The sequence below is a fragment of the Nocardia carnea genome (assembly GCF_029868325.1).
Classification (GTDB): Bacteria; Actinomycetota; Actinomycetes; order Mycobacteriales; family Mycobacteriaceae; genus Nocardia; species Nocardia carnea_C.
Window position 1 is genome coordinate 18,029 of the sequence record NZ_JARWNW010000270.1, and the last position, 11,865, is coordinate 29,893.

12 protein-coding genes and 1 tRNA gene are annotated in these 11,865 nt (G+C 66.6%); 8 read left to right on the forward strand and 5 right to left on the reverse strand.

From position 1 onward, the window contains the following. Positions 1–6 precede the first annotated feature (6 nt). The 6 genes from QH196_RS26365 (at position 7) to QH196_RS32590 (ending at position 5,901) form a co-directional block, all read left to right on the forward strand. Positions 7–213 (forward strand): cold-shock protein, encoded by a 207-nt coding sequence (locus QH196_RS26365; protein WP_011206895.1) that lies wholly within the window; start codon positions 7–9, stop codon positions 211–213. A 553-nt stretch (positions 214–766) separates the two neighbouring features. Next, positions 767–3,685 (forward strand): type I DNA topoisomerase, encoded by a 2,919-nt coding sequence (gene topA, locus QH196_RS26370; protein ID WP_432279561.1) that lies wholly within the window; start codon positions 767–769, stop codon positions 3,683–3,685. Between the two features lie 84 nt (positions 3,686–3,769). Then, positions 3,770–4,276, forward strand: a complete 507-nt coding sequence (locus QH196_RS26375; RefSeq protein WP_280418536.1) for a DUF664 domain-containing protein — start codon at positions 3,770–3,772, stop codon at positions 4,274–4,276. 74 nt (positions 4,277–4,350) lie between these two features. Then, the gene (locus tag QH196_RS26380) at positions 4,351–5,541 is read left to right on the forward strand and encodes a DNA polymerase III subunit delta' (protein WP_280418537.1); all 1,191 of its coding nucleotides are present in this window, start codon (positions 4,351–4,353) and stop codon (positions 5,539–5,541) included. A 57-nt stretch (positions 5,542–5,598) separates the two neighbouring features. Further along, positions 5,599–5,674 (forward strand) — tRNA-Thr (locus tag QH196_RS26385). A gap of 62 nt (positions 5,675–5,736) precedes the next feature. Then, positions 5,737–5,901, forward strand: coding sequence for a type II toxin-antitoxin system YoeB family toxin (locus tag QH196_RS32590; protein ID WP_432279562.1), 165 nt, complete (start codon positions 5,737–5,739; stop codon positions 5,899–5,901). Positions 5,902–6,221: 320 nt separating this feature from the next. Here the strand turns inward: QH196_RS32590 and QH196_RS26390 are convergent, their stop codons facing one another. The 3 genes from QH196_RS26390 to QH196_RS26400 all read right to left on the reverse strand — a co-directional run bounded on the left by QH196_RS26390 (position 6,222) and on the right by QH196_RS26400 (position 8,825). Further along, on the reverse strand, positions 6,222–6,590 hold the full coding sequence (locus tag QH196_RS26390) for a cupin domain-containing protein (protein ID WP_432279563.1): 369 nt from the start codon (positions 6,588–6,590) through the stop codon (positions 6,222–6,224). A 29-nt stretch (positions 6,591–6,619) separates the two neighbouring features. After that, a complete protein-coding gene (locus QH196_RS26395) occupies positions 6,620–7,912 on the reverse strand; it encodes a lipase family protein (RefSeq protein ID WP_280418538.1) in 1,293 nt (430 codons plus the stop codon). Between the two features lie 310 nt (positions 7,913–8,222). Next, the gene (locus QH196_RS26400; RefSeq protein WP_280418539.1) at positions 8,223–8,825 is read right to left on the reverse strand and encodes a TetR/AcrR family transcriptional regulator; all 603 of its coding nucleotides are present in this window, start codon (positions 8,823–8,825) and stop codon (positions 8,223–8,225) included. Between the two features lie 86 nt (positions 8,826–8,911). Here QH196_RS26400 and QH196_RS26405 point away from each other — a divergent pair, with 86 nt between their 5' ends. After that, entirely contained in the window at positions 8,912–9,325 is a 414-nt protein-coding gene (locus QH196_RS26405) for a DUF4267 domain-containing protein (protein WP_280418540.1), read from the forward strand. Between the two features lie 42 nt (positions 9,326–9,367). Next, positions 9,368–9,841 (forward strand): DUF1772 domain-containing protein, encoded by a 474-nt coding sequence (locus tag QH196_RS26410; protein ID WP_280418541.1) that lies wholly within the window; start codon positions 9,368–9,370, stop codon positions 9,839–9,841. 60 nt (positions 9,842–9,901) lie between these two features. On the opposite strand, the gene QH196_RS26415 is transcribed toward QH196_RS26410, so the two are convergent. Both QH196_RS26415 and QH196_RS26420 read right to left on the reverse strand, forming a co-directional pair. Then, on the reverse strand, positions 9,902–10,957 hold the full coding sequence (locus QH196_RS26415; RefSeq protein ID WP_280418542.1) for an NAD(P)H-dependent amine dehydrogenase family protein: 1,056 nt from the start codon (positions 10,955–10,957) through the stop codon (positions 9,902–9,904). Between the two features lie 91 nt (positions 10,958–11,048). Further along, positions 11,049–11,865 (reverse strand): alpha/beta hydrolase family protein (locus tag QH196_RS26420; RefSeq protein WP_280418543.1); only part of this gene is annotated, 817 nt, incomplete at its 5' end.

Below are 11,865 nucleotides of genomic sequence, written 5' to 3' on the forward strand. Positions count from 1 at the left end.
AACAGAATGGCACAGGGAACTGTGAAGTGGTTCAACGCGGAGAAGGGCTTCGGCTTCATCGCGCCCGAAGACGGCTCTGCGGACGTCTTCGTCCACTACTCCGAAATCCAGGGTTCGGGGTTCCGTACCCTCGAGGAAAATCAGAAGGTCGAGTTCGAGGTTGGTCAGGGCACCAAAGGCCCGCAGGCCACCGGAGTTCGTGCGCTCAGCTGAGCGAGTACACCTCCCAGTTCGTCCCTCGATCCCGTAACGGGAGCGAGGGACGAACTATATGTGCAGTATGTGTACCTCCGCGGTCGTGAGCCCCGCGCGTTCCGACGCGCCTGCCCGAGTCGTGCGCGCACAGCGCCTGCGGGCTTTCGCTCCGGCCGCGCGGCATCCGGATATCCCGGTAACGGCCGCGCACTTTCCGGGCATCCGCGACCGAGCTCCGGCGGATGGTGTCGCGTCACACTTCTCGGGGATCGCCGGCCCGGCTCGTCCGAATTGCGCCACGCGCGGACGGACGGCCGATTACCGTCGTCGTATACCGCTCACCTCGACAAGGCACGACTTCGTGACCTACCGTGCGTGCTGTGGTGGCCCCGCGCCCTGCATACTGAACGGCATCGACGCGCCATCGCCCGATGGTCGCAACCGCTCGACCACGCGCAGCGTCAAGGTATAAACGTGTCTGGTGGTGATGTTCGTCGTCACCATCTGTTCATCCAGCCGCGTCCTGCGCCCCAGCAGCGTCCAGCGGGTCGAGAAGGAAAGGGATTCGCCGGTGGCAACACGAGACCGTAGCGCAGCCGAGGCGGGTCGTCCCGTGCGTCGTCTCGTGATCGTCGAGTCCCCGACAAAGGCTCGTAAAATCGCGCCCTACCTGGGACGGAACTATACGGTTGAGGCCTCGGTGGGGCATATCCGCGATCTGCCGCGCGGCGCCGCCGATGTGCCCGCCAAATACAAGGGGCAGGACTGGGCCCGGCTCGGGGTGGACGTCAACAACGACTTCGAACCCATCTATGTGGTGAGCCCGGATAAGAAGGGCAAGGTCACCGAGCTGAAGGGGCTGCTGGCCGACGCCGACGAGCTGTACCTCGCCACCGACCCCGACCGTGAGGGCGAGGCGATCGCCTGGCATCTGCTGGAGACGCTGAAGCCGAAGGTCCCGGTTCGCCGGATGGTGTTCCACGAGATCACCGAACCCGCCATCCAGGCGGCCGCCGCCGATACCCGTGACCTGGACAACGACCTGGTCGACGCGCAGGAAACCCGGCGCATCCTGGATCGGCTGTACGGCTACGAGGTCAGCCCGGTGCTGTGGAAGAAGGTCATGCCGCGGTTGTCGGCAGGCCGGGTGCAGTCCGTCGCGACCCGCGTGGTCGTGCAGCGCGAGCGTGAGCGGATGGCGTTCCGGTCGGCCGAGTACTGGGATATCGCGGCGCGATTGGACGCCGGCGGGGAATCCGATACCGCCAATCCGCGGGTGTTCTCCGCACGGCTGGTCGATGTCGACGGTTCCCGGGTCGCCACCGGCCGGGATTTCGGTTCCGACGGGCAGCTCAAGGCCGATTCGCGTGCCCTGGTGCTGGACGAGGCCCGCGCTCGACGGCTGTCCGAGGCGCTGCACGGTGTCGATCTGGTGGTGACCTCGGCCGAATCCAAGCCGTACACCCGCAAACCGTATGCACCGTTCATGACCTCCACCCTGCAGCAGGAGGCCGGCCGCAAACTGCGGTTCACCTCCGAACGCACCATGCGCACCGCGCAGCGGCTGTACGAGAACGGCTACATCACCTATATGCGTACCGACTCGACGACACTGTCGGAGTCGGCGATCAATGCCGCCCGCACCCAGGCGACCCAGCTCTACGGCGCGGAGTACGTGCACCCGACCGCGCGGCAGTACACCCGCAAGGTCAAGAACGCGCAGGAAGCACACGAGGCGATCCGCCCCGCCGGTGATACCTTCGCCACACCCGGCCAGCTGCATTCCCGGTTGGACAACGACGAGTTCCGGCTCTACGAGCTGATCTGGCAGCGCACCGTCGCCTCACAGATGGCCGACGCCAAGGGCACCACCCTCACCCTGCGGATCACCGGCACGGCCGGTACCGGTGAAGAGTGTGTGTTCTCCGCCTCGGGCCGCACCATCACGTTCCCCGGGTTCCTCCGGGCCTACGTGGAGAGTGTCGACGAGGAAGCCGGTGGTCAATCCGACGACGCGGAAACCCGGCTGCCGCAGCTCGCGGAGGGCGAGGGCGTGACGGCCGTCGAACTGAACCCCGACGGGCACAGCACCAACCCGCCTGCCCGATACACCGAAGCGTCGCTGATCAAAACGCTCGAGGAGCTGGGCATCGGACGCCCGTCCACCTACTCCTCGATCATCAAGACCATTCTCGACCGCGGCTATATCTACAAACGTGGTAGCGCACTGGTGCCGTCCTGGGTGGCGTTCTCGGTGACCGGGTTGCTGGAGTCGCATTTCGGCCGGCTGGTCGATTTCGATTTCACCGCCGCCATGGAAGACGATCTGGACGCCATCGCTACCGGCCGGGCCCAGCGCGGAAACTGGTTGTCCAGCTTCTACTTCGGTGGGGACGACGGCGCCGAGGGATCGGTCGCGCGGTCCGGCGGGCTCAAGAAAATGGTCGGGGAGCGTCTCGACGATATCGATGCCCGCGAGATCAATTCGATCAAACTCTTCACCGATGACGCGGGCCGCGATGTGGTGGTGCGGGTCGGCCGGTACGGGCCGTACCTGGAACGTATGGTCACCGACCCCGACAAGCCCGATGCGGAACCGACCTCGCAACGCGCCAACCTGCCCGACGATCTGCCGCCCGACGAACTGACTCCCGACGTCGCGGAGAAGCTGTTCGCGACCCCGCAGGAGGGGCGGTCACTCGGTGTCGACCCGGTGACCGGGCACGAAATCGTCGCCAAAGAAGGTCGTTTCGGGCCCTACGTCACCGAGATCCTGCCGGAACCGCCGGAGGACGAGGCGGCGAAGAAGACGGCGAAGAAGAACAACGGTCCGAAACCGCGCACCGGCTCGCTGCTGAAATCCATGGACCCGGCAACGGTGACGCTCGAGGACGCGCTCAAGCTGCTGTCGCTGCCGCGGGTGGTCGGTACCGATCCGGCCTCCGGTGAGGAGATCACCGCGCAGAACGGCCGCTACGGCCCCTACCTCAAGAAGGGGACGGATTCGCGTTCGCTGGCCACCGAGGACCAGATCTTCACGGTGACCCTGGACGAGGCCCTCAAGTTATATGCCGAACCCAAACGCCGAGGTAGACAGGCCGCGGCCGCTGCGCCGCTGCGGGAACTCGGCAATGATTCGGCCACCGGTAAACCCATGGTGATCAAGGACGGGCGGTTCGGGCCCTACGTCACCGACGGGGAAACCAACGCCAGCCTGCGCAAGGGCGACGAGGTGGAGTCGATCAGCGACGAGCGCGCCTCGGAACTGCTGGCCGACCGGCGCGCGCGGGGACCGGTGAAGAAGGCGGCCAAGAAGACCGCGAAGAAGGCTCCGGCCAAGAAGGCCGCGGCGAAGAAGACCACTACCGCGGCGAAGAAGTCGACCACGGCGAAGAAGACCACGGCGAAGAAAACAACTGCCAAGAAGGCCACCGCGAAGAAGGCGCCCGCAAAGCAGGCCGCGAGCCGCGCCACCCAGGACGGCGAATAGCAACCTCGCCGCCCCGGGGAACGACGAATAGTTGTCGTACCCGAGCCGTAGCCTGACGCGCGACACCGATCAGAAGGAGCGCCGATGGCCGGCCGCCAGGAGCACGACGACCTCATCCAGTTGCTGGACGAACAACGCGAGATGTTCCGCATCACCCTGCGGGGTATCAGCGAAGAGCAGGCAAGGCAGCGCACCACCGCGAGCGAACTCACCTTGGGTGGGCTGCTGCACCATCTGGTCAGTTGTGAACGGCTGTGGACAAAAGTGCTCGTGGACCGCGACGAGAACGCGGAACAGAAGCTGGAAGATTTCGAAGGCCAATACAGCATCGGCGACTCGGAAACCGTGGCCGGTTTGCTCGCGGAATGGGAGATCGTCGCGGCGAACACCGCGGAACTCATTCGCTCGGTGGACGACCTCGACGCCTCCATCCCCACCCCCACCAACCCGTGGGTGCCCGGCCGGGTGTGGTGGTCGGCGCGTTTCCTGATCCTGCACATCCTGCGTGAGATCGCCCACCACAGTGGGCACGCAGATATCATCCGCGAACAGTTGGACGGTGCGAACACCACCGCTCAGCGTGCTGGATAGGCCTGCCGGCCTCCGCTCGACCGGCCGAGGCCATCCGATGAGCAGGGCCCAGCGGGTCCATTAGGGTGTCGGACGTGACGGACGTCTTCGATCGGCTGGTGGGGCAGGAGACGGTAGCGGCCGAACTGACCGCCGCCGCGGTGGCGGCACGCTCCGGCGCCGCGGACTCGGCGATGACACATTCGTGGCTGTTCACGGGCCCGCCGGGGTCCGGACGGTCCGTTGCTGCATTGTGCTTCGCCGCGGCCTTGCAATGCACCGACCCCGACCGGCCAGGTTGCGGCCACTGCCACGCCTGCACCACCACGATGGCCGGAACCCACGGTGATGTGCGCCGGGTGATACCGGAGGGTTTGAGTATCTCCACCAAGGAGATGCGCGCAATCGTGCAGATCGCCGCCCGCCGCCCCAGCACCGGCCGCTGGCAGGTCGTGGTGATCGAAGACGCCGACCGGCTCACCGAAGCCGCGGGCAACGTCCTGCTCAAGGTGGTCGAGGAACCGCCCGAACGGACGGTTTTCCTGCTGTGCGCCCCCTCGGTGGACCCCGAGGACATCTCGGTGACGCTGCGCTCCCGCTGCCGCCATGTCCATCTCGTCACCCCGTCGGCGCCCGCCATCGCCCAGGTATTGCGCGACCACGACGGCTTGGACGCGGAAACCGCCGAATGGGCGGCCGCAGTGAGTGGTGGCCATATCGGCCGCGCCCGCCGCCTCGCAACCGACGACGAGGCCCGCGTCCGCCGCCGCCGCGCGCTCGACCTGGTTGCCGCGGTCTTCCGCGGTAACGCCTATCTTGCGGCAGATGAGCTGGTGAAAGCCGCCGACGACGAAGCCAAAGAACTCAGCGCCGAACGCGATGAACGCGAACGCGACGAACTCGCCACCGCCCTGGGGGCCGGCGGCACCGGCAAAGGGGCGGCCGGCGCCACCCGCGGTTCCGCGGGCGTCCTGAAAGACCTGGAGAAACGCCAGAAATCCCGAACCACCCGCACCGGCCGCGATGCCCTGGACCGCGCCCTCCTCGATATTGCCGGTCTCTACCGCGACGCCCTGGCCGTGAGCTTCGGCGACCCCACCGGCCTCACCATGAACCACCCCGATATGGCCGATCGCGCCCGCACCCTCGCCACCCGCATCCGCCCCGAGGGTCTGCTCCGCTCGATCGACGCCGTCCTCGCCTGCCGCGATGCCCTGGACCGCAACGTCAAACCCCGTTTCGCCCTGGCCGCAATGGCCGCCACCCTCCTCGCTCAAGCGTCCTGACCACCCGTTTTCGCGTTCCCCGGCCGGAGACGATAGACTCGCGACGCCGAACGGCACGCCGCCTTAGCTCAGTCGGTAGAGCGCTTCACTCGTAATGAAAAGGTCAGGAGTTCGATTCTCCTAGGCGGCTCCACTCGGAAATCAGCTCTGAAAGCTGATTTCCGCCTGCGTCGACGCCTCCGCCGGGGTGCCGCAGTGGCCACCTTGTCACGATCTATCACAACGCCTCCCGAGTCCAGGCTGCAGCTGCCGGCCCGATCGGCGAGCACTTTGCGGCGGATCACCCAGGAGCACCGGTTGGTCTATCGGGGCGAGGACGAGGTGATCCACCTTCTCTCGTGCCGCCACCACTACGGATAGATCTCCGCCGCGCCATAGTTCGGTGCCGCCCTATGCTGCTTCGGGGGCAATCGTCCCCACTTCAGGCGCTCAGCGGAGGGACAGTTCGGAAGCCCAGGTCCCGGGGCTCGGGTTCATCGGTGCTCACTGCGTCGATGAAGGTGCTTTCGCTCATCGCGATCGCCGCATGCAGACCGCCCTGAGCGCTTGCCGGCCCCGCACCCGCCGACACCCCCGCTATAGAAAGGCTGCTGACCGTGGCGCAAGCGGCGGGTACGACGGCGTATGCGTCTGCAACGGGGCCAGTTCGGTCCTGTATTCAGGTGTCAGCAACAGACCCGTCAGGCGAAGGAGTCGTCGTACTGCGCGGTGAGCGGGCCACCTGCGTCGCCGGTGTTCTGAACTCCTGCGGGTTCGATGAGCATTGCGTGCACTTCCCCGTCTGCTATCGGACAGTGCTCGACACCCTTCGGTACGACGAACAACTGGCCCGGCCGGACCCGGACGTCCCCGTCACGCATCTGGATTATCAGTTCACCGTCGATGACGAAGAAGAGCTCGTCGGTTTCGTCGTGTTTGTGCCACACGAACTCGCCTTGCAGTTTGACGACTTTGATTTCGTAATCGTTGAGCCGCGCCACCACCTTGGGCGACCAGTGCTCGGCGAACAGCGACAGCTTCGCGGCCAGGTCTACAGGATCTTTCGACATGATTCGATCGTGGCACCCTCTCCCGTCGATCACCCGGCCGGGACGGGGACTGGTGCGAGGGCGTTGCCGGGGCCGATGGATGCGCAGTTCGTCGTGGCTGGGGTGCCGGCGAAACGGTCGGTGAGGAACTGGGCGGCCTCGGCTTGGAAGCGGGCGAAGGCGGCGATGTGGTCGTGGTGCTGGTATCGGGCGTAGGTCACCGGGACGCCGCGGCCGCAGTACTGGTGGGCCAGGGCCTCGATATCGCGGGCGACCATGACCGAGTCGCCGACCGGATCGTTCTGGCCTACGGCGAGCAACAGCGGAACGGCGGGTGTGCCGGCGGTGCCCATGATGTTGTCGTTGACGGCGGCCGCGGCCGCCGGGACGTCGATCAGGGAACGGTAAGGGGCGCGGACCATTTCGGCGTCGGTGAGGCCGGGATAGCGCTTGGCGAACTGCCCGAGGCACAGGTTCTCCACGGCGGCAGCGAGCTGGGCTCCGCGTTCGGAGAGGAAGGCGGCGGTATCGAGGCCGTAGGCGCGGCGGAAGGAGACGACCATGGCCGGGATGACGCCCGCCCAGTCGGCGCTGCCGCTGACATAGGGGAGGTTGTGGGCGAGGTGGACGGGTAACCCGCCGGCGGCGGCGCCGATCAGGGCGAGTTCGGGGGCGTAGTGCGGGGCGAGCTCGGCGCCCCATTCGGTGGGCACCGAACCGCCCGAGTATCCGGTCATCCCGACCGGTGTCGATGCGGGCAGGCCGAGGATCTGTTCGGCGGCCCGGATTCCGTCGAGGGCGGCGTAGCCGGATTGCCGGCCGACGGTCCACTCCAGCTCCAGGCCCTCGTAATCGGGTACCACCACGGTGAAGCCGGCGGCGAGATAGCCGGCGATGATGGCCTGCTCCATGATGGCGCCGGGGCTGCCGGTCCGGCCGGTGAGCGTGGACGAGGGGTTGCATTGGGATCCGAGGGCGTCGTAGGCCATGTGGTACGACAGCAGTCGTGGGGGGCCGGGGACGAGTGGGCGGAGCACAGTGGTGACTGCTGCGGTGGGGGCGTTCTGCTGGGTGGTGGTCCGGTAGAGCACCTGGGTGCTGGTGATGGGTGTGGACAACTCCGGGAACGCGAACGGCGCGGGCCGGGAACGTAGGACTGCCCCCGGAGCGGTGGCGGTCAGGGGCTGGTCGTAGTCGTAGAAGGAGTCGGTAGCCGCAGGTGGAGGGCCGGCCTGTGCGGCAGCCGGGATTGCTGCCGTACTGCCCGACAGCAGCAGTGCCGCCGTGACCAGAGCCCGGATCGTCCGGGGTAGTGCCCCGGAACCGAATGCGACCGTCCTCATCGTCGACTCCGTTCCCCGGCAGCCGCCGGGCGCTACCGCGGGCAGCCTCCGGATCGGCCGGTTACCGGCGCGGTGTGACGAGTTGTGCACAAGCCTGAGCAGCGAAACGTCTTTCGGACGCCGGCTGCATTGAATCCCACCCGCACACGGGGGTCAACGAACCGGGCGCGCGGGTCGCGAACGAACACGCCGCGGGCGTGCGCGGGAAGAGACCCGTGGGTTCGACCCGGCCGGGCGGCACAGGTGCAGAACCCGAGCCCGTTCTCGGTGCGGTGGCCTACGAAATCGTCACTGCGCGCGTAGCAGGCGACTATTTCGCGTGCGGCTCAGCGGGGTCGTGTGCGGCATCTTCGAGCCAGCCTTGCAGGATCGCCAACCGCTCCGTCCGGTGACCTGGGCGAAGGCGGTTGTTGCGTTCCAGGGTGGCCAGGCCGTGGAGGGTGCTCCAGATCGTTTCGGTGAGGGTTTCGACATCGGTGGAGGCGGCGAAGGGGGCGAAGGTTGTGACCAGTTCGCTGAAGGCGTTGCGGAGCGGTTCGGGGGCGCCTTCACCGAAGGTGAGGTCGGTGGGGAGGACGAACATGGCGTCGTAGAGGGCGGGGTTTTCGGCGGCGAAGTCGGTGTAGGCACGGGCTACGGCGGCCAGAGCTGCGGATTCGTCGGGGGCGGTGGTGCGGGCGTGGTGGAGGGCGGCGGCGAGTTCGGTGATGCCGTCGAGGGCGACCGCGGTGACGATGGCGCGTTTACCGGCGAAGTGGCTGTAGAGGACGGGCTGGCTGTATTCGATGCGGTCCGCGAGTTTGCGCACGGTGACGGCGTCCCAGCCTTCGGTTTCCGCCAGTTCGCGGGCCGTACCGACGATGAGCCGGTGCCGGTCGGCTCGTTCCCGTTCGCGCCTGTTCTGGATACCCATACATCGAATCTAGCAGCGCTAGACAAAGTAGCGCCAGCAGGTTAGTGTCGCTATCAGACATAGCAATGCTAGATATGGAGTCGATCATGATCACCACTCGCCGCATCGTCACCGTGTTGTCCCTGATCGGGGCGGCATTCATCCTGTACATCGGGATCGGTTATCTGATCGCTCCCGAATGGATCGCTCCCGGCTTCGGATTGCCGGTATGGCCCACCGGTGAAGCGGCAGCGTTCTCGAATCTCAAGGGAGTTCGCGATACGGTCACCGGGATCGTCGTGCTGGTGCTACTCGCGCTGGGCCAGCGGTACGCGCTGGGGGTCGTGTTACTCGGGTTCGCGCTGATCCCGGTGGGGGACATGCTCACCGTCCTGCTCCACAACGGTTCGGCCGCCACGGCTTTCGGAATCCACGGCCTGACCGCCGCCTTCCTCGCGCTGCTAGGAGTGTTGTCGATCCGCGAGCGCGCCGGCGCCGATACGGCCGCACAGACCGCATAGAGCACTTCCGACCAGCCGAAACAAACCCTTCAGGAGTCCGCTGTGGCCACCATCATCCAAGTTCTCGCTGTGCTCGCCGTCGTCACCAATGCCGTCGTCTACGGCGCGGACGCGGTCGCCGCACTCGTCACGCGCTCGGTCAATGCCCGGCTCGACGATGCCACCATGACCCTCAGCGCCGGGTGGGGGCACTATTTCGCCGACTCGCGGATGCCACCGGTCGGCATCACCGGATTGCTGAGCGCTCTCGCAGCCGCCGTGGTGGCGGGGTTCGGCGGTTACCCGGTGGCGGCGGCAGCGGGCGCGGTCGCCGTGGTCGCGCTGGTCGCCTGGCTCGTCCTGTACGCGCGAATCGCCAAGCCGGTCAACGTGGCGCAGAAGGCGGCGGCGCTATCCGGGGTGATTCCGGCGAACGCGCGAGCGCTGCAACAGCGTTGGGAAAGCATTATCTTCCTGCGCGTGGGTTTGCAGGTGACGGCGCTGGTCGCGTCGGCAGTCGTGATCGCCGCTGTCTGACCGGCTCACGAACGAACCGGACGAGTGCCGGTTCGTTCGTGTCTGTCCTCGAAGAGGTTGTCACCCCGCGAGATCGGGGTGGGCGCGGCCGGTGACCACCGGCATATCCACGAACGTGAGAATGCCGGGCGGCGCGGCGCACACGGTAGGGATCGAGTTGACGCAGTGCGCGGCGGTGACCACGATCCCGGGGTTGCGGAGCAGCCCGGCCGTGACACTGGTCGGATGCCAGCCGTGGATGACCACCGAACAGTCCGGGTCGCCCTTGACTTCGATCTCGAAGCGTTCCCCGCCGGAGCCGAATTCCCATGCCGGGTCCAGGTTTTCCTCACCCATCAACCAGTTGACCGCCACCCGCACGACCTTGGTTTCGCCGATGAACGCCTCCCAGGCGAAACGCTGCGCGGCGACGCGGCCGGGTTCGATCACGCCGGCCGGTGAATCGATCGGTGCGGTGGCGACAGCGAGCTCGTGGCTGCTGCGGATCTCGGCGTCCGCGAAACCGAGCGTATCCAGGCACATGCGGACCGACTGTTCGAAACCGCGGGCGAGCAGGCCGAGCATCGGTCCTGCTTTCGCCTCCTCGGGGGTTCCGCCGAAGCCCATGATGTGGCGGACCACATCGGGGGCGTTGTAGGTGCAGATATCGGAGAACTCCTCGCCGCGAACGAAGGTGATCGCCGACGACAGTCCGCTGAAGAACAGGGGCTGCTGTTCGGTGGCGCCGCCGGGGTCGATACCGGTGCCGTGCAAGGTCACGCCGCCTTCCAGGGCCGCGGGTTCCATCTTCGACCGTTCTTTGTCGGTCGGCCAGAACCAGCCCAGGGGAGTGACGACATTCTTGCCGGAACGCAGAATCGCCTGAACCTGTCCGGCATCGGGCAGCAGCGGCGCGTACAGGACGCAGTCCGCGTCCAGCGCGAGGATTTCCTCGACACTGTGGGTCGCGATGACACCGGTTTTGTCCGACCCGACGATATCGCCGACGTCCTTACCGGATTTTTCCGGTGAATGAACCCAGCAGCCGACCAGCTCGAGGTCGGGATGGGCCAGGATATGTTCGATCGCGGCCTGTCCGACACCCCCGGTCGCCCACTGAACTACGCGCAAAGCCATCGTGCGAACCTACCTTCCGGAAGGACGGCCATGGGTGTACCGCCCTATCCGATGGGTCGCCGGTCCCATTCAGTGGCGAAGACACCGATCGTCACCGAGAACCGAGCGTTTCGTCCAGCCAATCGAACATCCGCTGGTCGGTGAGGGCGCGGGCCAGCGGCTGGCAGTGGTAGTTCGCGCCTTCGGCCGCAGTGAACCGGCAGCGGTGCACCGGCCCCGCAACCATTTCGGCCAGACGCCGGGACTGGCCCGGCCAGAACTGTTCGTCCTCGGGGTCGGCGATGAACAGAGGGGTGGTGATCCGGGCGGCCTCGGCCGCGCCGAGTGTGTACTCACCGATCGCGGTGAAAGTGTCGAAATAGCTGTCACACCGATACGGCCGCGCCCGGAAGTTCCAGGTGTGGGCACTTTTTCCGGAGAGCTTCAGGCCGATTCCCAGCTCGGTGTCGAACTGCTTCTTCTTGCCCGCATGGAACAGTTTCAGCAGGGATTTCGGGATATTCGACGCCCAGGAGGCCGAAACATCGACCACACCGGGATCGGCGACAGCGGCCGCGAAACGATGCTCGAAGGCCAGCGCCCGGGCGATCCAGAATCCGCCCTGGCTGATCCCGTACAGCGCGACCCGTTCGGCGTCGACGCCGGGCAGTTCGAGCAGATGGTCGAGGACCGGGGTGAGTACCGCCTCCCAATCCGGACGGAATGCCGTTTCCCGCTCGAACAGCATCGACTGCTGCCCCGGTCCGTCGAACATCAGCACGTTGTAGCCGCGGGCCAGCGCGCCGGATGCACCCGAACTCCACAGTCCGCTCAGCGCGCCGTCGCTGCCGTTGACCATGACGAATGTGGGCCGCGGCGTGTTGTCCGGCGCCGGGCGGAAGAAATAGCCGGGCAGGGTGCTGTTCTCG

Bases quoted from the DNA above. Each gene is read 5' to 3' on its own strand.
- QH196_RS26415 (WP_280418542.1), bottom strand. From the start codon at position 10,957: ATGGCTTTGCGCGTAGTTCAGTGGGCGACCGGGGGTGTCGGACAGGCC.
- QH196_RS26395 (WP_280418538.1), bottom strand. From the start codon at position 7,912: ATGAGGACGGTCGCATTCGGTTCCGGGGCACTACCCCGGACGATCCGG.
- QH196_RS26390 (WP_432279563.1), bottom strand. From the start codon at position 6,590: ATGTCGAAAGATCCTGTAGACCTGGCCGCGAAGCTGTCGCTGTTCGCC.
- QH196_RS26405 (WP_280418540.1), top strand. From the start codon at position 8,912: ATGATCACCACTCGCCGCATCGTCACCGTGTTGTCCCTGATCGGGGCG.
- QH196_RS26365 (WP_011206895.1), top strand. From the start codon at position 7: ATGGCACAGGGAACTGTGAAGTGGTTCAACGCGGAGAAGGGCTTCGGC.
- QH196_RS26400 (WP_280418539.1), bottom strand. From the start codon at position 8,825: ATGGGTATCCAGAACAGGCGCGAACGGGAACGAGCCGACCGGCACCGG.
- QH196_RS26375 (WP_280418536.1), top strand. From the start codon at position 3,770: ATGGCCGGCCGCCAGGAGCACGACGACCTCATCCAGTTGCTGGACGAA.